At 70.3% G+C, this 22,566-nt stretch carries 16 protein-coding genes and 2 tRNA genes; 4 read left to right on the top strand and 14 right to left on the bottom strand.

Going from position 1 to position 22,566, the window contains the following annotated elements:
• Positions 1-22 precede the first annotated feature (22 nt).
• Positions 23-1,411 (bottom strand): MFS transporter, encoded by a 1,389-nt coding sequence (locus ACLQ3F_RS26590; RefSeq protein ID WP_357194698.1) that lies wholly within the window; start codon positions 1,409-1,411, stop codon positions 23-25.
• A gap of 59 nt (positions 1,412-1,470) precedes the next feature.
• Positions 1,471-1,731 carry a hypothetical protein gene (locus tag ACLQ3F_RS26585; protein ID WP_357227333.1) on the bottom strand — a complete coding sequence of 87 codons (261 nt, stop codon included), beginning with the start codon at positions 1,729-1,731 and terminating at the stop codon, positions 1,471-1,473.
• Positions 1,732-1,949: 218 nt separating this feature from the next.
• Here ACLQ3F_RS26585 and ACLQ3F_RS26580 point away from each other — a divergent pair, with 218 nt between their 5' ends.
• Together ACLQ3F_RS26580 and ACLQ3F_RS26575 are read left to right on the top strand one after the other, a co-directional pair.
• Entirely contained in the window at positions 1,950-6,395 is a 4,446-nt protein-coding gene (locus ACLQ3F_RS26580; protein WP_425852128.1) for an HAD-IC family P-type ATPase, read from the top strand.
• A gap of 403 nt (positions 6,396-6,798) precedes the next feature.
• A complete protein-coding gene (locus ACLQ3F_RS26575; RefSeq protein WP_425852072.1) occupies positions 6,799-7,548 on the top strand; it encodes a hypothetical protein in 750 nt (249 codons plus the stop codon).
• 93 nt (positions 7,549-7,641) lie between these two features.
• On the opposite strand, the gene ACLQ3F_RS26570 is transcribed toward ACLQ3F_RS26575, so the two are convergent.
• The 6 genes from ACLQ3F_RS26570 to gyrB all read right to left on the bottom strand — a co-directional run bounded on the left by ACLQ3F_RS26570 (position 7,642) and on the right by gyrB (position 13,670).
• Positions 7,642-7,717, bottom strand: a tRNA-Ala gene (locus tag ACLQ3F_RS26570).
• 38 nt (positions 7,718-7,755) lie between these two features.
• Entirely contained in the window at positions 7,756-7,884 is a 129-nt protein-coding gene (locus tag ACLQ3F_RS26565; protein ID WP_209444550.1) for a DLW-39 family protein, read from the bottom strand.
• A gap of 42 nt (positions 7,885-7,926) precedes the next feature.
• A tRNA-Ile gene (locus ACLQ3F_RS26560) sits at positions 7,927-8,000 on the bottom strand.
• A gap of 151 nt (positions 8,001-8,151) precedes the next feature.
• Positions 8,152-9,066, bottom strand: a complete 915-nt coding sequence (locus ACLQ3F_RS26555; protein WP_425852070.1) for a DUF3566 domain-containing protein — start codon at positions 9,064-9,066, stop codon at positions 8,152-8,154.
• A gap of 4 nt (positions 9,067-9,070) precedes the next feature.
• Complete coding sequence (gene gyrA, locus ACLQ3F_RS26550) at positions 9,071-11,593, bottom strand: DNA gyrase subunit A (protein WP_357194689.1); 2,523 nt, start codon at positions 11,591-11,593, stop codon at positions 9,071-9,073.
• 130 nt (positions 11,594-11,723) lie between these two features.
• Positions 11,724-13,670 (bottom strand): DNA topoisomerase (ATP-hydrolyzing) subunit B, encoded by a 1,947-nt coding sequence (gyrB, locus tag ACLQ3F_RS26545; protein ID WP_357204860.1) that lies wholly within the window; start codon positions 13,668-13,670, stop codon positions 11,724-11,726.
• A 522-nt stretch (positions 13,671-14,192) separates the two neighbouring features.
• Here gyrB and ACLQ3F_RS26540 point away from each other — a divergent pair.
• Complete coding sequence (locus ACLQ3F_RS26540; protein WP_425852068.1) at positions 14,193-14,747, top strand: hypothetical protein; 555 nt, start codon at positions 14,193-14,195, stop codon at positions 14,745-14,747.
• Here the strand turns inward: ACLQ3F_RS26540 and ACLQ3F_RS26535 are convergent.
• Positions 14,732-15,220, bottom strand: a complete 489-nt coding sequence (locus tag ACLQ3F_RS26535) for a MarR family winged helix-turn-helix transcriptional regulator (protein ID WP_425852066.1) — start codon at positions 15,218-15,220, stop codon at positions 14,732-14,734. The genes ACLQ3F_RS26540 and ACLQ3F_RS26535 overlap by 16 nt on opposite strands.
• 125 nt (positions 15,221-15,345) lie before the next feature.
• Here ACLQ3F_RS26535 and ACLQ3F_RS26530 point away from each other — a divergent pair, with 125 nt between their 5' ends.
• Positions 15,346-15,573, top strand: a complete 228-nt coding sequence (locus ACLQ3F_RS26530) for a hypothetical protein (RefSeq protein WP_357204834.1) — start codon at positions 15,346-15,348, stop codon at positions 15,571-15,573.
• Between the two features lie 10 nt (positions 15,574-15,583).
• On the opposite strand, the gene ACLQ3F_RS26525 is transcribed toward ACLQ3F_RS26530, so the two are convergent.
• The 5 genes from ACLQ3F_RS26525 to dnaA form a co-directional block, all read right to left on the bottom strand.
• A complete protein-coding gene (locus ACLQ3F_RS26525) occupies positions 15,584-16,195 on the bottom strand; it encodes a DUF721 domain-containing protein (protein ID WP_425852064.1) in 612 nt (203 codons plus the stop codon).
• Positions 16,185-17,318 (bottom strand): DNA replication/repair protein RecF, encoded by a 1,134-nt coding sequence (recF, locus tag ACLQ3F_RS26520; RefSeq protein WP_425852062.1) that lies wholly within the window; start codon positions 17,316-17,318, stop codon positions 16,185-16,187. The genes ACLQ3F_RS26525 and recF overlap by 11 nt, the downstream gene beginning before the upstream one ends.
• 16 nt (positions 17,319-17,334) lie before the next feature.
• Entirely contained in the window at positions 17,335-18,207 is an 873-nt protein-coding gene (gene gnd, locus ACLQ3F_RS26515) for a phosphogluconate dehydrogenase (NAD(+)-dependent, decarboxylating) (protein WP_091396544.1), read from the bottom strand.
• 40 nt (positions 18,208-18,247) lie between these two features.
• Positions 18,248-19,381, bottom strand: coding sequence for a DNA polymerase III subunit beta (gene dnaN, locus ACLQ3F_RS26510; RefSeq protein ID WP_210782097.1), 1,134 nt, complete (start codon positions 19,379-19,381; stop codon positions 18,248-18,250).
• A 776-nt stretch (positions 19,382-20,157) separates the two neighbouring features.
• Entirely contained in the window at positions 20,158-21,987 is a 1,830-nt protein-coding gene (gene dnaA / locus ACLQ3F_RS26505; protein ID WP_357204863.1) for a chromosomal replication initiator protein DnaA, read from the bottom strand.
• Positions 21,988-22,566: the final 579 nt, after the last annotated feature.

Raw genomic sequence — 22,566 nt, 5'->3', positions numbered from 1 at the left:
GGGACGCTGCCGAATCCGCTGATCACCCGGCCGGTCGCACACCCCCGCCCACCACGACCCGGCCGGCCAGCAGCGCCCCGAGCAGCGCCAGCCCCGCGGTGACCACGAGCGTCGTCGTGTAGCTGGCCGGGCCCGGCGCGTTTCCTGCTGCCAACACGGCCCCGGTCAGCGCGAGCACTGTCGCCGCGAAGAGGGAGTCGCTCAGTTGCAGCGACGAGCTGTTGCGGCCCTGCTCACCCGGCGCGGACAACTCCAGGGTGAGCACCGACAACGGCGGGTAGAGCAATCCCATGCCCAGGCCGGCGATCGCCCAACCGAGCACGGCGACGGCCACCGGCAGCTCGGGCCGGACGGCCAGCGCCACAGTCGCGGTGCCGACGGTGATGCAGCTCAACCCGGCTCGCGGCAGACTGGCTCGCGACGCCGGCACCGGGATCCGGCCCTGCAACCAGGAGCCCGCCGACCAGGCAAGCGCGCCGACCGTGAGGACCAGCCCGGCCGCCGTCGGCGAAAGACCCCGTTCCCGGGAGAGCATCAACGGGATCACCACCTCACTGCCGACGAAGGCCGCCGACGCCAGGCCACGCAGCCCCACGACGGTGGGCAGCCCCCGTGCGGCCCGAAGGAACCCGGCCGGCAGCAGGCGCGGGGCACAGACCAGCAGGCCGACCACGGCGGACGCGACAAGAACCAGGGCCGTGGCGCCGCGCTGCTGTCCCCCGATGTGCAGCAGTGCGGCACTCACCGCGGCCCCGCACGCCCAACCGATCCGTGCCGCCGCACCCGCCGGCGGGCTCGTCGCCGCACTCCGGCCCAGCGACCGAAGGCCGGGATGAATCAGCAGCCCCGCCGGCACCGCCACCGCCGGCACCGCCAGGAAGACCCACCGCCAGCCCAGGTGCTGCACGATCAGGCCGGCAACCGCCGGCCCGACCAGCGACGGTACGACCCACGCCGCCGCGAACGCCGCGAAGATCCGCCGGTGCAGGTCCGGCGGGTACGCCTGCCCGACGATCACGTAGAGCGCCACCGAGAGCAGCCCGGAGCCGAAACCCTGCACGACCCGCCCGACGACCAGCGCGCTCATCACGGGGGCGGTACCGGCGATCAGCAACCCGACCACGAACCAGGCGACGCCGTGCCACATCGGCCCCCTGGGTCCCCGCGCGTCGCACCAGATGCCGGAGACCACCATGGCCAGCACACCGGTGGCGAACGGGCCGCCGAACGCGATCCCGTAGAGCGCCAGCCCGTCCAGGCTGCGCGCGACGGTGGGCATCGCCGTGCCGACCGCCAACGCCTCGAACGCGAGGAGTGAGATCAGCGCGACGCTGCCCACCGTCATCGCACGCAGTCGGGGTGCGAAGAGTCCCGGTGCGGCGGGTGTGGCGGTGACGGCTGTGCTCGGCATCGACCGAGCATGCGACTTCAACCCTGATTCATGTCAACCGTCCGGTGACCCGGCTCTCGTCAGGCGTCCTGCAGCGCCTCCCCGAGACCGCGCGCCAGTCCGGAAAAATGCTGGTCTGCCAGCACGTGACCAGCGGTGATCACCACAGCTATCGGCCACTCGATGACCTGTAGCGCGGCGAGCACTCCGAGCCCGGCGTAGTAGACGACCTTGTCCGGTGGCGGCACCGCCACCTCACCCAGCATCGGCAGTTGCACCCGCCGGTTGTACATCGTGACGTTCTCGCGTGAACCGTTGAGATGTCGCGTCAGCGTGCTCATGCCGGCCTCCCCATGTCTGGTGATGGTCGTCGGGTTCCACGGCCCAACCCGTCCATGCGCCAGCGACGGCGGAAAATTCCGCCACTCAGGGGGCATAACGGATGGCAGGTCGGGAAGCCAGGCCGCCGGACGTCAGTGCGGTGGGAGGACGACATGGCCAAGGTCAGGACGAGCGGCAACAGGGAGCCGGGCCGGCGTCCGTCCAGCCGTACGCCTCGATGACGGCGGCGGGTCGCGCTGCCGGCCGCATCCTGCCGTCCTTCGGCGTGCCGCACCTGGTCGGCGAGGCGTCCCGGTCGGTCAGTTCGGCCGCGGTCCGGCTGGCCCGGACGGCCGGGCTGACGCGACGTCGGGTCTGGTCCCGGCCGGGCCGGCACCACATCGAGGTGCACGGCGTCTGCCAGGACGGTGGCAACCGGCTGGCCCGTCAGGTGGAGGGCGCGCTGGAGCAGATGCCCGGGGTGGCCTGGGCCCGGGTCAACGCACCCTCCGGCCGGGTGGTGGTCGCCGTTCAGACCCCCGAGCCGACGTTGCGGGACCTGATCGCCACCATCGACCGCGTCGAACGGACCTGCGACCACGAACCCGACCCGGAGATCCCACCCCCGCACCCACCGGAGGAAGGGCCGCGCACTCCGCGCACCCTCGGCGCGCTCGCCTCGGACGCACTGGGCCTGACCATCTCGGCGGCCACCCGGATCCTGCCGTTCGCGCCGCTGCCCGGTGAGGTGGCCGGCCTGCTCTCCGCAGTGGATCTTCAGCCGAAGCTGCACGGGTTCCTCGGCAGACGGCTGCGCTCCGACCCGCGCGCCGACATCCTGTTTCCGCTGGCCGAGGCGGTGGTGCAGGGCTTGACCGGCCGCTGGACGGGCATCGTCCTGGACGGCGCCCAGCGGGTCGTGCAGTGGGGTGAGGACCGGGCCCAACTCTCGGCCTGGGAGAAGGCCGAACCACGGCTGACCGGAGACGCCGAACGGGCCACCGCCCGCTGGCCGGTGATCGAACGTCCGCGGCCGAAGCCGGACGGCCCGATCGAGCGGTACATCAACCGCATGCTCGCCGCCGGTGCGGCCGCAGGTGCGGCGGCGGTGCCGTTCGCCGGGCCGAAGCGGGCCACCGCGCTGGGACTGTCCGCACTGCCGAAGGCGCCGGGCAGCGGTCGTGAGGGGTACGCGGCTCAGCTTGGCCGGATGCTGGCCCGGCGTGGTGTGATCGCGATGGACCGGAGTGTGCTGCGCGAACTGGACCGGATCGACACGCTCGTGCTCGACGCCGCCGTGCTCGGCTCGGACCGGGGCGTCCTGGCCGATCTGGCACCGGCCCCTGACGCCGATGTCGACCAGGTGGCCGAGCGGGCCTTCGCGTTGTTCGACCCGGACGACCCGTCCGCTTCCCGTACGGCGGACGGCTGGCGGCTCGGGCCGCTGGACCGGATGCCCGCGAACAACCTGGACGACATCCCGGACGCGGCCCGGCTGCGCTCCGCCGGCGGCCAACTCCTCGGCCTCGCCCACGGCGACCGGCTCGCCGCCCTGTTGCGGGTCGAGCCGGAACCCGCGCCCGGCGTTGACGGCCTGCCCTCCGCCGCCCGACATGCCGGCCTACGGCTGGTCGTCGCCGGCGGCGACGAGCAGCGGTACGGATTCGCCGACGCGATACTCCCCGGCGGGGACCAGTTGGCCGAGTCGGTACGCGCGTTGCAGCGCGACGGCGCTGTGGTGATGCTGGTTTCCGCGGACCGCAAGGCACTCGGCGCGTCCGACTGCGGTCTCGGGTTCGCCGCACCGGAGGAGCTGCCGCCGTGGGGTGCGCACCTGCTGGTCGGTGCCGACCTGCGGGTGGTGGCGCTGGTGATCGAGGCGACCGGGGTGGCCCGGCGCACGGCTCAGCAGAACATCCGGCTGGCCATGGCCGGCACCGGTCTCGGGGCGCTCGGCGCGTTCACTGCCCCACCGACCCAACTGCCGCACCGGGCGCTCGTCGCTGTCAACGGCGCGGCCGGGCTGGCCTTCGCCAACGGCGTCTGGCAGGCCCGCCGGTTGCACGACCAGTCGGACACCCCGGCACCCGTGGCGACCGCCTGGCACCTGATGCCGGCCGGCACCGTGCTCGACCATCTGCGCTCCACCCCGGACGGCCTGACCAGCGCCGAGGCGCAGCGCCGACGCCACGGTTCCGGTGACAACGGCGGCGGCGCCCCCGGAAGTGGTGGGCTGCTGCGTGCCTTCGTGGACGAGTTGTCCAACCCGCTCACGCCGGTGCTGGCCGCCGGGGCGGTGCTCTCCGCGTCGTTCGGCTCACTGGTCGACGCCGCGCTGGTGGGCAGCGTCGTCGGTGGGTCCGCCCTGATCGGCGCTGTGCACGAGCGCAACACGGAGAGGTCGCTGGCGGAGCTGCTGTCGCGGTCGGCGGTGACCGCCCGGGTCCGTCGGGACGGTGCCGAGCAGGTTCTCGCCGCCGAAGACCTTGTCCTCGGGGACGTCATCGCCCTCGAACCGGGCGACTCGGTGCCCGCCGACTGCCGGGTGCTCGAGTCGGTGGGACTGGAGGCCGACGAGTCGTCGCTGACCGGCGAGTCGCTGCCGGTCGCCAAGTCCAACCGACCGGTGGTCGCCGCCGCCATCGCCGACCGACACTCGATGCTCTACGAGGGCACCACAGTGGCCGCCGGGCACGGTACCGCCGTGGTGGTGGCGACCGGCAACGACACCGAGGCGGGGCGCAGTCTGGCGTTGGTGCGGCAGGCACCCCCCACCAGTGGGGTGGAGGCTCGGCTGGGCGCGTTGACCAGCGCCGCCATCCCGTTGGCGGCCGGTTCCGCGGTGGCGGTGGCCGGCGCTGGCCTGCTTCGAGGCGTACCCCTGGCCGAAACGGCGGCGACCGCCGCGAACCTCGCCGTGGCGTCGGTGCCGGAGGGGCTGCCGTTCCTGGTCAGCGCGGCGCAGCTGGCCGCGGCCCGGCGGCTGGCCGAGCACGGCGCGCTGGTCCGCAACCCGCGCACCATCGAGGCGCTGGGCCGGGTGGACGTGCTCTGCTTCGACAAGACCGGCACCCTCACCGAGGGCCAGTTGCTGCTGGCTGGGGTCGGCGACAGCGTCGGCGACCGGTACGCCCCGCTGGACCGGTTGGACGACCGGCTCCGGATGACGCTGGCCGCGGCGCTGCGGGCCACCCCGGCCGCGAAGAACCCGGAGGAGTTGGCGTTGCAGACCGACCGGGCGGTCCGTCGGGGCGCCGGGGAGGCCGGGGTGGTGGAGCAGACCGGCGCCGCCGGGTGGCGGGCCGCCGGAGGGCTGCCGTTCGAGCCGTCCCGCGGCTACCACGCGAGCGTCGGACAGACCGATGGTCACCTGTTGTTGAGCGTCAAGGGTGCTCCGGAGACGGTGCTGCCGCGCTGTTCGTCCCGACGCATGGACGGTCGTCAGGAGCCACTGGACGACGCCGGCCGCGCGGAGCTGGAGCGGATGCTCGCCGACCGGGCCGGTGCGGGAAACCGGATCCTCGCCGTCGCGGAGTGCCCGGTGAACGACCCGAAGGTGACCGACTCCGACGTCCGAGGGCTGACCTTCGTGGGCTTCCTGGCCCTGGCGGACGGCGTCCGGGAGAGTGCAGCCCCGGCGGTACGCCGGATCCGGCAGGCCGGCGTGCACACCATCATGATCACTGGTGATCACCCGGCCACCGCCGAGGCGATCGCCGCCACCATCAGCGAACACGACGAGCAGCGGGTGGTGACCGCCGCTGAACTCGACCAGCTGGACGACGACGCGCTCGCCGAGCGGTTGGCCAACACCGACGTGGTGGCCCGCTGCACCCCTGCGCACAAGGTGCGGATCATCCAGGCGTTGCAGAAGTGCGGACGGACCGTGGCGATGACCGGCGACGGTGCCAACGACGCCCCGGCGATCCGGCTGGCCGACGTCGGCATCGCCCTCGGCCAACGGGGCACCCCGGCCGCCCGCGCCGCAGCCGACCTGGTGGTCACCGACGACCGGCTGGAAACCATCATCGCCACCCTGATCGAAGGGCGGGCCATGTGGTCGTCGGTGCGGCACGCGCTCAGCATCCTGGTCGGCGGCAACCTCGGCGAGATCGCGTTCAGTGTGCTCACCGCTGCCGCGACCGGCCGTTCCGCGCTCACCGGACGACAACTCCTGCTGGTCAACCTGCTCACCGACCTGGCGCCAGCGCTGGCCATCGCGGTCCGGCCACCCGCGTCCGACCGGACCGACGCGCTCCTCAAGGAGGGTCCGGACACGGCACTCGGCGAGAGCTTGACCAGGGAGATCGGCCTGCGGGCGGCAGCCACCACGCTGGGCGCCACCGCGGGCTGGACGTTGGCCCGCTACACCGGACGCCGCCAGCGGGCCGGCACTGTCGCGCTGGTTTCCCTGGTCGGCACCCAACTCGGGCAGACCATCCTGGCCGGCGGCACCAGCCCGACCGTGCTGGCCTCCACTGTGGCGTCACTGGGCGTCCTGGTCGTGGTGGTGCAGACCCCGGGGGTGAGCCAGTTCTTCGGCTGCACCCCGCTCGGGCCGGTGGGCTGGACCATCGGGGCCGGGTCGGCGCTCGGCGCGACCTTCGCCAACGGCGCGCTCACCAAGCTGGTGGAACGCCTCCCGGAAACCCGTCCCAGGGCCGCCGGTGGCTCCGAAGGCTGACTGGCGGCGTTCGCAGCAAAGTGCGCGATGTCCCTGAGTCATCATGATGTCCCTGAGTCATCACGCTGACCAGAATGGGATCGCCCCCGACGGGCAGCGCCGTCACCCCACAGCCCAGGGGCGCCTACGTGCAGGTACATGTCCCCATGGGCGCCAGCGGACTGGCGGCGTCGACCGCCCGCACCGCTCCCCGCTATCCGTCGATCTCTAGCGGATCAGATGCGAACCGCCCGCTCATCGTCGGCTCGAAGCGATCGGCTCAGCCACGGACGCGCGATGTGAGCCTTGCTCGGCGTTGCTAGCGTCGTGGCTACGTCTCGGGGCGAACAGGTAGGACGACGCGATGGCCAGCGGCGGAACTACAGCTAGCTTGGCGAATCGCCGTGCTCGCGCGCCGATGGTCGTGATCGGCAGCGTCGTGGCGTTGGCCGCCCTCATCGCGCTGGGGTACATGCTGGGTACCGACCCGCGGGTCGGGCACGGCGGGGACGTCATCCGCGTGGCGCTGGCTCCGGGAGCCTTTCTGATGCTGTCCTGGCTCGTCCGCCTGGTGCAGTGGTGGAGTGCCGCTCGTGCTCCCGCGAGGCGCGCCATGGTGACCGCGCATCTGGCGCAGGGAAGCGCGGGGCGGGTCACCGCTGCGGCGCACGCCGTAAGCGCCGCCGGCGGGATCAACACCAGCCCCAAGGGATACTCCGTGTGGCTGACGGTGAGCGGCCGGGGCGGGGGCGGTGTCCTGCACCAACGTGTCGTCTGGGAACCGTGGTTGCGGGAGCTGACCAGGTCGGGTCAGGCTACGGTCCGGCACGGGCCCGGCGTCAGCGTGATCGACGTGGCCGGGTACGGGCGGCTCTGGCCGGCGAGTTTCACGCTGCGCCGTCGTCCCTACGGGGTCGGACTCATTCCGTTCCGCAAGGCCCGGGGGCTGCCGAAGAGGACCAGCCTCTCGTACGGCCGCCTGGCCTATCTCTTTCTCGTGTTGCTCGTGCCCGGCCTGGCCGACGCCCTCGCCCACGGTATGTGGGCGCTGCTCGGGTGGTGGGCGGCGTACCTCGTCGCCGTGATGGCCGCCACCGGAGCCTGGTTCGGCATCATCCCGCCCGGCGTGCGTTGGGAAGCAGCCCCTCGGGGCCACGCCCCGACGACCTCCTGACCACGGACGCGATCGAGCGAACAGGCGGCATCGGTCCACACCTCGACGCCGGCCCATCCGGGCCGCCGGCAGCAGGACTGAACAGGAAAGTGCTGGTGGAGCCCAGGGGACTCGAACCCCTAACCCCTGCCTTGCAAAGGCAGTGCTCTGCCAGTTGAGCTAGGGCCCCGCGAATTGCGCGACGATTGGCGCGGCGCGGCGCGAGCGTCAGCGCAGGTCGGGCGCGGTGGTCGCCTCGTGCCACAGGGCACGCTCGTCGTTCGACGCCTTGATCTTGTTGAACACGACGGCGGCCACACCGACGACGCCAGCCAGAATCAGCAGCTTCTTGAACATGGGGCGACCCCTCGCGCTCGACTACCGTCGGACGACATGCGGTGGGGCTAGATGGAATCGAACCATCGACCTCAGAGTTATCAGCTCTGCGCTCTAACCGACTGAGCTATAGCCCCGCGTTGCGACGAGCAAGATTAACCCATCCGCTCCGCCGGCCCCAAATCGGGGGTCCGGCTTGCGAGCCAGGCCCGTCGCCGCCTGCAAAACCTACCCGGGTACGGGACGCCGGAGCGACCGCTTTCCGCGGTGCCCCGGCGTCCCGGTCGTTCAGTCCCGCTCGGCGAGGGTCAGCTCGATGCCGCCGACCAGGTCGGCGCAGACGTTGTAGACGAACGCGCCAAGGGTGGCCAGTGCGGTGAACAGCACCACATTGACCAGGCCGATCAGCGCCGAGCTGAGGATCACGCCCTTGGCGGTGATCTGGAAGCCGCTGGTGCTCTGCCCACCGCCGGCGTTGACCAGATCGCTCAGGCTCTCGTTGACGCTCTGGAACACACCCATCGCGTCCAGCGCCAGGTAGAGCACCGAGGTGGCCACCACCACGACGATGAAGAGCACCACCGACACCGCGAATGCGAACTTCATCACGGACCACGGGTCGATCCGCTTGAGGTTCAGCCGGGCCCGACGCGGGCCACGGGAGGCGGCCGAACTGACCGACGTACGCGCCGCACGCACCGCGTCACCGACGCGGGCTGCGCCGACGGCGGACGCGTTGCCGATCCCCGGTGGCAGGCCACCGCCGCTGGCCGGGCGGCCGGCGGTGGCGGTCGCCCGCCCCGCGTCCGGCTGTGGCTGGGTCATCCCGGGTGTGATCCGCGGCTGGGTGCCGGTGGACCCGGTTGACGCCGCCTGACCGGACCGGAGACCGATCGGCTGGGTGGTCGCCGGACGTGCCGAGGGTGCCGCCGCCGGACCCGGAGGATTGGCGGCGGCCGACGTCGGCGCCTCGGCGCTGGACGCCTCGGTCTTGTCGCCGGACTCGCCGTCCTCGCCCGGTTGCTCCGGCGGGGGTGTCATACCTGGAGCCCTGGTGAACTTCGGGGCAGGCGCATCGGCGGGGACCGTCGCCCGGCCCACGGCCGCGCGGCCGGTCGCTGGTGTGCCGCCCTTGGCGGCCTCCTCGTCGACCGGTTTGGCCGAGGTCCCCGTGTTCCCCGACTTCGCCTGTGTCTCCGTCATTCAACTAGTCCTGTTCGTCAGGCTCGTCGGCATTGCGAGCAATCGCCACGATAGTCACGCCGTCCGGGAGGTCCATCAGCTTGACCCCCATTGTGTTCCGGTCACGTGTACGCCGTACAGGCTTCACCGGAGTCCGAATGACACCACCGTTGCTGGTGATCGCAAACAGCTCGTCGTCCGGATCGATCACCACAGCGCCAACCAGACCACCGCGCCGTTCGGTGATCTTTGCAGTCAACACGCCCTTACCTCCCCGGCCCTGCACCGGGTATTCCTCGATCGGGGTCCGCTTCGCGTATCCCCCGTTCGTGGCCACCAGAACGTCCAGACCATCCCGCACGACCTCCATGGCGAGCAGGACGTCGTCGTCCGTGAAGCGCATGCCGATCACACCGGAGGTGGCCCGGCCCATTGGCCGCAACGCCTCGTCCGAGGCGTTGAACCGGATCGCCTGTGCCTTCTTGGAGACCAGCAGCAGGTCGTTCTCCGGCGCAACCAGCGCAGCACCGACCAGCTCGTCCTCATCGCGCAGGTTGATCGCGATGATGCCGCCGGAACGGTTGGAGTCGAACTCCTCGAGCCGCGTCTTCTTCACCAGGCCGTTCTTCGTGGCCAGTACCAGATAGGGGGCTACCTGGTAGTTCGGGATCTCAATGATCTGCGCGATCTGCTCGTCGGGTAGGAAGGCGAGCAGATTGGCCACGTGTTGGCCCTTGGCTACCCTACTGGCCTCCGGCAACTCGTACGCCTTGGCCCGGTAGACGCGGCCCTTGTTCGTGAAGAACAGGATCCAGTCGTGGGTCGAGCAGACGAAGAAGTGACTGACGATGTCGTCCTGCCGCAGCGTGGCGCCGCTGACGCCCTTGCCGCCGCGCCGCTGCGAGCGGTACAGATCGACCTTGGTCCGCTTGGCGTACCCGGTGCGGGTGATCGTGACGACCACGTCCTCGCGGGCGATGAGGTCCTCCATCGAGACCTCGCCGTCGAACGGGATGATCTGCGTCCGGCGGTCGTCGCCCCACTTGGAGACGATCTCGCCCAGCTCCTCCGAGACGATCTTCCGCTGCCGCTCGGGCTTGGCGAGGATGTCCTTGAGGTCGGCGATCTCGATCTCGAGCTTCGCCAGGTCGTCGATGATCCGCTGCCGCTCCAGGGCGGCGAGCCGGCGCAGCTGCATGTCCAGGATCGCGGTCGCCTGGATCTCGTCGATCTCCAGCAGCCGGATCAGGCCCTGCCGGGCGTCGTCCACCGTCGGAGAGCGCCGGATCAGGGCGATCACCTCGTCCAGCGCGTCCAACGCCTTGCCCAGGCCCCGCAGGATGTGTGCCCGCTCCTCGGCCTTGCGCAGCCGGTACGCGGTCCGCCGTCGGATCACGTCGATCTGGTGCTCGACGTAGTAGCGGATGAACTGGGCCAGGTTGAGCGTGCGCGGCACCCCGTCGACCAGGGCCAGCATGTTGGCGCCGAAGGTCTCCTGAAGCTGGGTGTGCTTGTAGAGGTTGTTCAGCACGACCTTGGCGACCGCGTCGCGCTTGAGCACCAGGACGATCCGCATGCCGGTACGACCGGAGGACTCGTCGCGGATGTCGGCGATCCCGGCGAGCTTGCCCTCCTTGATCAGCTCGGCGATCCGCTCGGCGAGGTTGTCCGGGTTGACCTGGTAGGGCAACTCGCTGACGACCAGGCAGGGGCGGCCCCGCTTGTCCTCCTCGACCTCCACCACGGCGCGCATCCGGATCGAGCCGCGACCGGTGCGGTACGCGTCCTGGATCGCGGTGGTGCCGACGATCAGGCCGTAGGTGGGGAAGTCCGGGCCCTTGACGATGCCGAGCAGAGCTTCGAGGGTGGTCTCCTCGTCCTCCTCCGGGTGCTCCAGGCACCACTGGACCGCCGCGCCGATCTCCCGCAGGTTGTGCGGGGGGATCTTGGTGGCCATGCCGACCGCGATGCCCTCGGAGCCGTTCACCAGCAGGTTGGGGATCCGCGACGGCAGGATGGTGGGCTCCTTGGCCCGGCCGTCGTAGTTGTCCTGGAGGTCGACGGTGTCCTCGTCGATGTCCCGCAGCATCTCCATGGCGAGGGGGTCGAGCTTGCACTCGGTGTATCGCATGGCGGCGGCCGGGTCGTTACCCGGCGAGCCGAAGTTGCCGTTGCCGTCCACCAGCGGGTAGCGCAGCGACCAGGGCTGCGCCATCCGGACCAACGCGTCGTAGATCGCCGAGTCGCCGTGCGGGTGGAACTGACCCATCACGTCACCGACGACGCGGGAGCACTTCACGTAGCCGCGGTCCGGGCGGTAGCCAGAGTCGAACATCGCGTAGAGGATCTTGCGGTGGACCGGCTTGAGGCCGTCCCGGACGTCCGGCAGCGCGCGACCGACGATGACGCTCATCGCGTAGTCGAGGTAGGAGCGCTGCATCTCCACCTCGAGCCCGACCGGTTCGATCCGGTCGTGCGCGACCACCGCGGCGATGGCCTCGGCGGGGACCTCTGGCTCGTTCGGTGTGGACTCGGGCGAATCAGTCACTGTGTACCCTTATCAGACTCAGAGTCGTTTTCGTGCTGTGGATAACGGCTGTGGATACCGGCCAAGCTGTGGATAACTCTGTGGACCGCCGGATCGGCCGAGCGATGCCCGGCCGATCCGGCGCAGCCCGTCAGATATCCAGGAACCGCACGTCCTTGGCGTTGCGCTGGATGAACGACCGGCGCGCCTCGACGTCCTCACCCATCAACACACTGAACAACTCGTCGGCGGTCGCCGCGTCGTCGAGAGTGACCTGACGCAGGGTACGCGTCGCGGGGTTCATCGTGGTTTCCCACAGCTCGGGATAGTTCATCTCGCCGAGGCCCTTGAAGCGCTGGATGTCGTCCGGCTTCGCATTCGGCTTCTTCTGCTGGCGCAGCGCGATCAGACCGTCCCGCTCGCGGTCGGAGTACGCGTACTGGGCGTCGTCGCCCTTCTTGTTCCACTTGATCTTGTAAAGCGGCGGGGCGGCCAGGTAGACGTGCCCCATCTCGACAAGCGGACGCATGAAGCGGAACAGCAGGGTGAGCAGCAGCGTCTGGATGTGCTGGCCGTCGACGTCCGCGTCGGCCATCAGCACCACCTTGTGGTACCGCAGCTTCTCCATGTCGAAGTCGTCGTGGATGCCGGTGCCCAGCGCGGTGATCAGCGCCTGGACCTCGTTGTTCTTCAGCACCCGGTCGATCCGGGCCTTCTCCACGTTGAGGATCTTGCCGCGGATCGGCAGGATCGCCTGGGTCCGCGGGTCGCGGCCCTGCTTGGCCGAGCCGCCGGCCGAGTCACCCTCGACGATGAACACCTCGGACTCGCGGGGGTCGGTCGACTGGCAGTCGGCCAGCTTGCCCGGCATCGAGCCGGACTCCAGCAGCGACTTGCGTCGGGCCAGCTTGCGCGCCTGCTGGGCGGCGATCCGCGCCCGGGCCGCCTGGGACGCCTTCTGGATGATCGTCTTGGCCTCGGCCGGGTTGCGGTCGAACCAGTCGACAAGCCGGTCGTTGCAGACCCGCTGCACGAAGCTCTTCACCGGGGTGTTGCCCAGCTTCGTCTTGGTCTGGCCCTCGAACTGCGGGTTGGTCAGCTTGACCGAGATGATCGCGGCCAAGCCCTCGCGGATGTCCTCGCCGGAGAGCTTCTCGTCGCCCTTGAGCAGCTTCTTGTCGGTGCCGTACCGGTTGACGACGCTGGTCAGCGCCGACCGGAAGCCCTCCTCGTGGGTACCGCCCTCGTGCGTGTTGATGTTGTTGGCGAAGGTGTAGACCGACTCGCCGTACGACTCGTTCCACTGCATGGCGATCTCGAGGGACATGCCCTCCTCTTCGGCCTCGAACTCGACCACCGTCTTGTGCATCGGGTTCTTGGAGGCGTTGAGGTGCCGGACGAAGTCGGCGATACCGCCGTCGTAGCGGAAGGTGACCTCGCGGGTCTTGCCCTCCTCCTCCTCCGGGACCCGCTCGTCGAGCAGGTGGATGGTGATGCCCCGGTTGAGGAAGGCCATCTCCTGCAGGCGTCGGTAGATGGTCTGGAAGTCGAAGTCGATCGTCTCGAAGACGTCCGGGTCGGGCCAGAAGGAGACGGCCGAGCCGGTGCTGTCGGTGGTCTCGCCCTTTTCCAGCTGGCTGGGCTTGGAGTTGGTGTACTGCTGCCGCCAGACGAAGCCGGACTTGTGGATCACCACGGCCATCTTCGTCGACAGCGCGTTCACCACGGAAACGCCGACGCCGTGCAGACCACCGGAGACCGCGTACGCCTTGCCGTCGAACTTGCCACCCGCGTGCAGCACGGTCAGCGCGACCTCGACACCCGGCTTCTTGAGCTTCGGGTGGAGGTCGACCGGGAAACCACGGCCGTTGTCGGTGACCCGGACGCCGCCGTCGGCGAGCAGCACCACGTCGATGGTGTCGCAGTAGCCGGCCATCGCCTCGTCGACCGCGTTGTCGACGACCTCCCACACGAGGTGGTGCAGACCGCGCTCGCCGGTGGACCCGATGTACATACCGGGCCGCTTGCGAACGGCCTCCAGCCCCTCGAGAACGGTGATCGACTCTGCGCCGTACTCCTGCTTGTCCTGCGCTGCCACCCTCGGCCACTTTCTCGCGTCAGCCACGCCGGTAGGGCGCGTCGGGCGCGGGTTCGGCGGACAGGACGCGACGTCGGCGCGCAGACCTGTGCCGAAGAACTCCGGACAGCGGGTCGAACGCGCCGGTCGCCGCGGTTGCCCGCGGATCGCGATCGGCTCGACCCGACGTGGAGAATGAATCTGGGGCCCACCGGCCCCGTCGCACTCCCGCACCGGGTCTTCGTCTCGCTGTCAATCCTACTGTGCGCGGGGGACAGAACCACCACTCGGCACCCTCAGCGAGGCGGCTGAGAAGTCCATAGCCGGCAGAACCCTGCCGCCCACGACTCCCCCCACACGGCTGACCCCCATCGCACGCGCCGCCCCAGGACGGGTTGACCCGCGGTCGGGCGGGTCGGGGGTCGCGGCCGAAGCGTCGGTGCCGTACGTTTGCGGCGCCCCGGAACCGGCCTTGATCTTTACCGGTTGGAACCGGGACGATCGACCCGATCGACCCGACACGTGCTCTTTAAGAGGTGACAGATGGGGCTGGACAACGTCGCGGTGCACTGGCCGCGGACCGGCCGCTTCTACGATCCGGTCGCGCCGGCCGAGTTCGTCGACTTCGGCGAGATCGTCGACCTGCCGCGCATCTCCGCGCCGACCGCGGCCCTGGCCGAGCTGATCGCGAAGACCGGCACCATCCGGGCGACCGCGTACACCGAGTTGGTGGATCTACTTCTCGGCCTCGAAGGTGTGTTGTACGCCACAGACGCCGCCGCCGAGGACGAGGACCCGGTGATCGACCCGGACGGCTGCTCCTGGATCGCGGGCGGCATCGAACGGTTCGTGGCCGCGCACCGTCCGACCGGCGAGGCGGTCACCTTCGAGTCGGTGAGCGCCGTGTTGCGCTCCCTGCTCGGCGACGGTCGGTTGGCCGAGCAGCAGTTGCGTTGGCTGGAGAGCCGGCTCGACGCGCTGCGCGACGAGAGCGGTGACCCGCCGCAGTGGAACTTCACCTGCGCCGAGCTGGGCGTGCTGGCGGCGTTCTACCGGCGCTGCGCCGAGCGCGGGTTCGCCGTCTACGCCGACGCCTGAGCCGCCGCGTCAGATTCCGAGGCGGCCGGCCGGTTGGCTGCCGAGATCACCTGCGTGAGCACGGCGTGCAGATGTTGCAGGTCCTCGACGGGCAGCCCGAGCCGCTGCACGATCGCGGCCGGGATCAGCTCAGCCTGACTCCGCAGCGCGGCACCGCTGGCGGTGAGGGTGACGGCGAGGCTGCGCTCGTCGCTCGGGTCGCGTTCCCGGCGTAGGTAGCCGGCCGTCTCCAGCCGCTTGAGCAGGGGTGACAGCGTGCCCGGGTCGAGCTGGAGCAGGCGACTGAGGTCACGACCGGACAGTGGCGCGTGCTGCCAGAGCGCCAACATCACCAGGTACTGCGGATGGGTCAGCCCCATCGGCTCCAGCAGCGGCCGGTAGACGGCCACCACGCTGCGCGCGGCGACCGAGAGGGCGAAGCAGACCTGCTGCTCCAGGGCCAGCGGGTCGCCGCTGCCCGGTTGTTCGCTCATCGGTTGCCCTCCCTGCGCACGGTGACTATCGTACCGATCATTGGTACACCAATCATTGGTGCCCCAAAGGTCTGCTCGTGCGACGGGCGAGCACCGGCGAGGCGACGCGCGGAAGAGGGCGGCAGATGAGCGAGGACGGCGCGGTCACCAGGACCCCGGGCGAGGGCGGCCGACTGATGCGGTGGGCCTTCCGGCACCTCGCCGGCCCGGCCGAGGGCGTGCAGGGCGCGGTGCAGGGCGGCTCGGCCGAGGCCCGCGAAGCGTGGAAACGTGACCTGGCCGAGCGCAAGCGCTTCACCCGGGAACAGCGGGAACGCAAGCGGGCAGCACGCGAGGCCGACCGGCGAGGCTGAACGGCGCTGCTCACCCGTAGGTGTCGCGGGGACCCCGGCCGCGTACCCGGCGCGGCCCCTTACCCCAAGAGGGCGCGGCCGGGCCGTGAATGTGCAGCTTGCGCACCACGTTGTGCCCGACCTCGCTGGCGATCTGCTTGAGCAGCGAGCCGGCGAGCAGCCGCAGCTGAGTGGCCCAGGCGGTCGAACGCGCCTCCACCGTCAGCTCGCCGTTCTCCAACTTCACCGGGCGACTGTTCTGCGCGACCTCCGCGCCGACGACCCGCTCCCAGGCGCCGAACACGGTGGCCTCGGCGGCTGGCTGCTGCCAGCCACGCGCCTTCACCAGCCGGTTGAGCACGGCGCTGAGCGGCTGCGGATCGCGTGGGTCGGGCCCGGGGCCGGAGTAGCCGCGCAACCGCCGCCCCGAGCCGCCGGCAGCGTCACCGCCGCCGGGGGTACGCCGGGCGCGGGCCGCCGCCTGCCGTCGGGACAGCGCCGCGTCGAGCACCGCCCGGGCCAGCTCCGGCCCGCTGGCGGCCGCCGCCGGCTCACCGCCCGCCGAACCCTGTGCCGCCTTCGGGGTACGCGCAGCAGGGCCGTCGCCGGCCGCTGCTCGTTTGCTGCCTGACTCATCCGACACGGCGTACCGTCCCTTCGCCTACCTGGTAGCGGGTGCCGCGCAGGGCGGCCGGCACGTCGTCGTCCACGGCGCAGGTGACCAGCAGCTGACTCGCCCCGCCGACCAGCTCCGCCAACCGCTCCCGGCGGCCGGTGTCCAATTCCGCGAAGACGTCGTCGAGCACCAGCACCGGCTCGATGCCGTCGGCGCGCAACAGGTCGTACCCCGCCAGCCGCAACGCGAGGGCGAACGACCACGACTCGCCGTGGCTGGCGTACCCCTTGGCGGGCAGTGGGCCGAGGCTCAGCGCCAACTCGTCGCGGTGTGGGCCGACCAGGGTGGTGCCCCGCTCGATCTCGGCGGAGCGGGCCGCGGCCAGGGCCGCCGTCAGCGCCTCGGCCAGCGCGGCCCGATCGGTGGTCGGCTCGGCCAGCTCGATCGAGGGCCGGTACGTGATGCTCGCCGCACCCCGACCGGCGGCCACCGCGTCGTACGCCTTGGCAACGTGCGGGGTGAGCGCGGCCACCAGCTCCAGGCGGCCGGCGAGCAGCTCCGCCCCGTGCTGGGCCAGGTGGGTGTCCCAGACCGCGAGGGTGCCGAGATCACCACCGCGGGAGCCACCGGTCTTGCGGGCCAGGTACGCCGTGCGCAGCAGGGCGTTGCGCTGCTTGACGACCCGCTCGTAGTCGGCCCGCACGCCCGCGAACCGGGGCTGCCGGTTGACCAGCAGGTCGTCCAGGTAGCGGCGGCGCTCAGCCGGATCGCCCCGGACCAGCTCAAGATCTTCCGGAGCGAAGAGCACCAGCCGGAGCGCACCGAGCACGTCCCGTGCCCGCCGCGCCGGTGACCGGCCCAGTCGAGCCCGGTTGGCCTTGCCGGGCACGATCTCCAGCTCGACCAGGAGTTCGCGGCCGTCGTGCACCACGGCGCAGCGGATCACCGCGGACGTGGCGCCCATCCGGACCAGGGGCGCGTCGGTGGCGACCCGGTGCGAGTCCAGGGTCGCCACGTAGCCCAGCGCCTCGACGAGGTTGGTCTTGCCGACGCCGTTGGCCCCGATCAGGACGTTCGCTCCCGGCTGGAGGTCGACGGCCACCCGCTCGTACGAGCGGAAGTCGACCAGTTCCAGCCGGTGAACGTACACAGGTTGTGGATACCGCTCAGCGCTTGTGGACGGCGTGGCCACCGAACTGCTGACGCAGCGCGGAGACGGCCTTCATGGCGGGCGAGTCGTCCTGCCGCGAGGCGAACCGGGCGAAGAGCGAAGCGGTGATGACGTTCAGCGGCACCGCCAGCCGGACCGCCTCGTCGACGGTCCACCGGCCCTCGCCGGTGTCCTCCGTGTAGCCGCTCAGATCGGCCAGCTCCGGATCCTCGTCGAGCGCCCGGTCGAGCAGGTCGAGCAGCCAGGAACGGACGACGGTGCCCTCCCGCCAGGACTTGATGACGCCCGGCACGTTGGTCACCAGCTCCGAGGCGGCCATCAGCTCGTAGCCCTCGGCGTAGGCGTGCATCAGGCCGTACTCGATGCCGTTGTGCACCATCTTCGAGTAGTGCCCGGCACCGACGGGGCCGGCGTGCACGAAGCCGAACTCACCCTCCGGCTTGAGCGCGTTGAAGATCGGCATCAGGCGGTCCACGTGCTCCTGGGCACCGCCGACCATCAGCCCGTAGCCGTTCTGCCGGCCCCAGACGCCGCCGGAGACCCCGACGTCCATGTAGCCGATGCCCCGCTGGTTGAGTCGCTCCGCGCGGGGCGCGTCGTCGCTGAAGCGCGAGTTGCCGCCGTCGATGATGATGTCGCCCTCGCCGAGCACCTCGGCGAGCTCGTCGATGGTGGCGTCGGTGACACCGGCGGGCACCATGACCCAGACCGCGCGCGGCGACTCAAGCTTCTCTGCCAGGCCCGCGATGGTCGTGACGTCGCTGATCTGCGCGTTGTGGTCGAAGCCGACCACCTCGTGCCCGGCCGAACGCAACCGCTCCCGCATGTTGCCGCCCATACGGCCGAGTCCTACCAGGCCGAGCTGCATGTGTTTCTACCTCCGTGGATCTGGGTGTTGCTGGGCGCGATCAGCGCGAGACGCGGATCGGCATGATGAGGTACCGGTACCCCGGAATGACCTCGCCATCCTCGCCAGCGGGTGAGATCACCGCGGGTTTGAAGGCGTCGACGAACGAGAGCACGGCCGTCTGAGCGCCCAGGTTTGCCAGACCGTCGATGAGGTACTGCGGGTTGAAGCCGATGGTCAGCGGTTCACCGGTGAAGGTCGCCTCCATCGCCTCGCTGGCCCGTGCCTCCTCGGAACCGCCGGCCTCGACCACGAGGCCGTCGGCGCTGAAGCTGAGCAGCACCGGGGTGGTCCGTTCGGCGACCAGCGCGACCCGCTTGACCACCTCGATCAGCGTGCTGACCGGCACCCGCGCCGCGGCGTTGTGGGTGGCCGGGAAGAGTGACCGCACCGGCGGGTAGTTGGCGCCGTCGAGCAGCCGGCTGGTGGTACGTCGGGTGCCGCCGGCGAGGCCGACCATGCCCTCGCCCGCAGCGCCCTGGGCGAGGGCGAGGGTGACCTCGCCGCCCAGCGGGCCGAGGGCCTTGGCGGTGTCGTTCAGGGTGCGGGCGGGCACCAGGGCGTTGATGCTCACCTCGGGGTCGTCCGGCCGCCACTGGATCTCGCGTAGCGCCAACCGGTAACGGTCGGTGGCGAGCATCGACAGGGTGTCGCCCGACAACTCCACGCGGACGCCGGTCATCATCGGCAGCGTCTCGTCACGACCGGCGGCGATGGCCACCTGGGCCACCGCGGTGGCGAACGCCGCGGCGTCGACAGTGCCGGCGCTCTGCGGCATCTCGGGCAGCGCCGGGTAGTCCTCCACCGGCATGGTGGGCAGCGTGAACCGGGCGCTGCCACAGACCAACTCGAGATGCGCGCCGACCGCGGCGATGTCGACCGGCTTGGCCGGCAACGCCTTGGTGATCTCGGCGAGCAGGCGGCCGGAGACGAGCGCGGCACCGTCGGCGTCGCCCTGCACCTCGACGGTCACCTGGCTGGAGACCTCGTAGTCGAACCCGGAGACCCGCAGGTTGCCGTCGGTGACGCGGAGCATCACCCCGGCGAGCACCGGTACGGATGGCCGGTTGGGCAGGCTCTTCGCGGTCCACGCCACAGCCTCGGCGAGCGCGTCGCGCTCCACTCGGAACTTCATCAATGCCTCCGCGTCGACGTCAGCGACAACTCTCTCATGCCGACCGCTGCCTACCGTCCCGCCCGACCGTGCGGGTACCCATCGCACCTTAGGGCGCGGGGACATCGGCTGTGCGCCCGACCCCATGGATCGTGTCGATGCTGACCGGCTGATCCGACAGCGTTCGGCCCGATCCACAGAAAGCCCAACGGTGATGATTGGTTTTTGTTCTCTTAGAAGAGATAACTCATCGTCTTCATCGCACCTGTGCAAACTGTGGAAAACCGAGGTCTGCGCAGGTCAGGCGGGTTATCCACCGGTGATTTAGCTGTGGAGAACCCGGGGTACAACCGGCTTGTGTGTCCACAGCCCGGCGACGACGGCCGGTTGTCCACCGTTGTCCACCGGTTGTCCACCGGTAATCCACCGACTTTCTCCCCAAGCCTGTGGATCGCGGGGAAGATCACCATTGCCGTCATCCCCAGAACCTTCAACAGCTCGTACACAGGTTGATGATGATCGGTGGATAACCTGACCGTCGTCCCCAGGCGTCCACAGCCTCGTCCACAGGGTTTCTCCACAGCCTGTGGGTAACTGGCGAAGGACGGTCAGTAGTTATCCACCGACGGTGGACAACGAGCTGTGGACAACGAGTGGGGATCGAGGCGGTCACGGCCTCAATGCTGTGGTCTGCACCATGTCGAGAGTCCAGCTGACGGACCAAAAAGAACGCCCGACCGGAGATCCGGTCGGGCGTGTCCTGCGGCTGTGCGCCGCCGTGCGGGCGGTCGTACGCCTCAGCTGTTCTGTTTGATGCGGTTGGTCAGCTCGGCGATCTGGTTGTAGAGCGAGCGGCGCTCCGCCATCTGCTGACGAATCTTCCGGTCGGCGTGCATCACGGTGGTGTGGTCCCGGCCGCCGAACGCCTGCCCGATCCGGGGCAGCGACAGCTCGGTCAACTCCCGACACAGGTACATGGCCACCTGGCGGGCGTTGACCAGCACCCGGGACCTGGACTGGCCGCGCAGATCCTCCAGGCTCACCCCGAAGTAGTCAGCGGTCGAGGCCATGATCTGGTCAGCGTTGATCTCCGGACCGGCGCCGTCGGGCATGAAGTCCCGAAGCACCTCCTCGGCCAGCGACAGCTCGACTGTCGACCGGGTCAGGCTGGCGAACGCGGTCACCCGGATCAGCGCGCCCTCCAGCTCCCGGATCGAGTTCGACACCCGGGAGGCGATGAACTCCAACACGTCCGGCGGGGCGTACATCCGCTCCTGCGCCGCCTTCTTCTGCAGGATCGCGATCCGGGTCTCCAGATCCGGCGGCTGGATGTCGGCCAGCAGCCCCCACTCGAACCGGGTTCGCATCCGGTCCTCAAGGGTCGCGAGCTGGCGCGGCGACCGGTCAGAGGTGATCACGATCTGCTTGTTGGCGTTGTGCAGGGTGTTGAAGGTGTGGAAGAACTCCTCCTGGGTGCGCTCGCGGTTCTCCAGGAACTGGATGTCGTCGATCAACAGGATGTCGACGTCGCGGTAGCGCCGTTGGAACGCGCTGGTCTTGTCGTCCCGGAGCGAGTTGATGAAGTCGTTGGTGAATTCCTCGGTCGACACGTACCGGACCGAGCGGGCGTTGCCGAGCGTCGTGGCGTAGTGCCCGATGGCGTGCAACAGGTGCGTCTTGCCCAACCCGGAGTGCCCGTAGATGAACAGCGGGTTGTACGCCTTGGCCGGCGACTCCGCCACCGCCACGCTCGCCGCGTGGGCGAAACGGTTGGACGAGCCGATGACGAACGTCTCAAACATGTACTTCGGGTTGAGCCGGTTGCCGCCGGTGTCGGCGCCGGGCAACCGGCGGTCGTCCCTGCCACCGGGCCGATGGTCCACCGCGCTGCGCCCCGGGCCGCTGTCCGTCCCGCTGTCCCGGGGGAGCGAACGGATCACGTGCTGGTCCCGCGGTGACGCCGAGTCGTCCCGGTAGCGGGGATCGTAGGGCCGGGTGTCGGGGCCGGACGGGTCCAGGCGGGCGGCCTGCTCGTCGTAACCGCGCCGGTCCGGACCCGGCCGGGAGGGCCGCAGGGGCTCCGCGAAGGAGGCGCTGAACAGCGCCTCCTGCCCGTCCCTGCTGGCGGGAATCAACCCCGCGCGATGCCCCTCCACCGGGGGCGCGAGCGGCGGACCAGCCGGCGCGGGCAGCGGCCCCGGATCGGGGTGACGCGGCGCTGGCGACTGCTCAGGGATCATCGCGTCGGCCGAGGGTCGAGCGCCCTGGTCGTCGTCGAACGGCGCGACACCCGGGCCGTCGATGTCGAGCTGCCCGGTCTCCGGGGCGCTGCGGTAGACGGTGCCGGCCGGTCGGCCGGTGGCGTCCTCGGCCACCCGAACGGTGACCGCGACCTGGATCGGTCGGCCGAGCCGGCGGGTGAGCGCCTCGGTGATCGCCGGGCGCAGCCGTGACTCGATCACGTCGCGGGTGAACGCGTCCGGAACGGAGAGCAGTGCGGTGTCCTCGACTATCGCTCGCAGCCGGGTCAGTCGGAGATAGGCACGCTGCTGGGCGGAGATGATCTCGTCGGCGAGCTCGTCGGTCGCCGCTAACCACACCGCGGCAAGGTCGGTCGTACCGGCCACCGTCGTGCCACCCCCTCGCTTCTGCTCCCGGCCGCCGCTGTCTGCCAGCCGGCCGTCCCGGGCCCGCCGCGTTCGCGGGTGGAACAACATCCACCCGGACGGTCGACCGGTGGTCATCCACAAGTTATCCACAGCCTGTGTACCGACCGATTGTGGCCGCCGCCGGACGCGGGTGGGACCTGCCCCTGCCTGAACGGGCGCTGAAGCGGGTTCACCGTGCCGAACGATTCACTGCCATGTCCGGTCTTGCCTGCGCGACGACCGGAGCTTCCGACGCTCACCGCAATCGGGCACGGTAACAGCGTTGTCCCTGCGCCATCAACCGGCGACGCGGCGACGGCCTTGTCGGCATCAGTGAAAACCGCCCTTCGGCCTCGGGCGCGTCCCGTTGTCCCCCTGCTCGGGGTGTTTGACGGTCATTGCACCCCTGCGTAGGCTGGAATGGCTGCTTTCTCGCCCTCTGCTAGGGTGATGGGTGCTTGCTGTCCGCGGTCGCATCCCCGCATCGCCGAGGTCCCGCTCCGCCGGACAGCACCGATCGTGGGCCACCGTCGAGGTGGCCTGGACCACCACACGACC

This window comes from Micromonospora sp. DT15, assembly GCF_049841475.1.
In the GTDB taxonomy this organism is placed as follows: Bacteria; Actinomycetota; Actinomycetes; order Mycobacteriales; family Micromonosporaceae; genus Micromonospora.
Note: the sequence above shows the minus strand (reverse complement) of the source record. Positions and strands in the feature narration are given on the sequence as shown.

What these genes read in the sequence shown, in the direction of transcription:
- ACLQ3F_RS26590 (WP_357194698.1), bottom strand. Translation starts at nt 1,411, where the DNA reads ATGCCGAGCACAGCCGTCACCGCCACACCCGCCGCACCGGGACTCTTC.
- ACLQ3F_RS26585 (WP_357227333.1), bottom strand. Translation starts at nt 1,731, where the DNA reads ATGAGCACGCTGACGCGACATCTCAACGGTTCACGCGAGAACGTCACG.
- ACLQ3F_RS26580 (WP_425852128.1), top strand. Translation starts at nt 1,950, where the DNA reads ATGACGGCGGCGGGTCGCGCTGCCGGCCGCATCCTGCCGTCCTTCGGC.
- ACLQ3F_RS26565 (WP_209444550.1), bottom strand. Translation starts at nt 7,884, where the DNA reads ATGTTCAAGAAGCTGCTGATTCTGGCTGGCGTCGTCGGTGTGGCCGCC.
- ACLQ3F_RS26555 (WP_425852070.1), bottom strand. Translation starts at nt 9,066, where the DNA reads ATGACGGAGACACAGGCGAAGTCGGGGAACACGGGGACCTCGGCCAAA.
- ACLQ3F_RS26540 (WP_425852068.1), top strand. Translation starts at nt 14,193, where the DNA reads ATGGGGCTGGACAACGTCGCGGTGCACTGGCCGCGGACCGGCCGCTTC.
- ACLQ3F_RS26535 (WP_425852066.1), bottom strand. Translation starts at nt 15,220, where the DNA reads ATGAGCGAACAACCGGGCAGCGGCGACCCGCTGGCCCTGGAGCAGCAG.
- ACLQ3F_RS26530 (WP_357204834.1), top strand. Translation starts at nt 15,346, where the DNA reads ATGAGCGAGGACGGCGCGGTCACCAGGACCCCGGGCGAGGGCGGCCGA.
- gnd (WP_091396544.1), bottom strand. Translation starts at nt 18,207, where the DNA reads ATGCAGCTCGGCCTGGTAGGACTCGGCCGTATGGGCGGCAACATGCGG.
- dnaN (WP_210782097.1), bottom strand. Translation starts at nt 19,381, where the DNA reads ATGAAGTTCCGAGTGGAGCGCGACGCGCTCGCCGAGGCTGTGGCGTGG.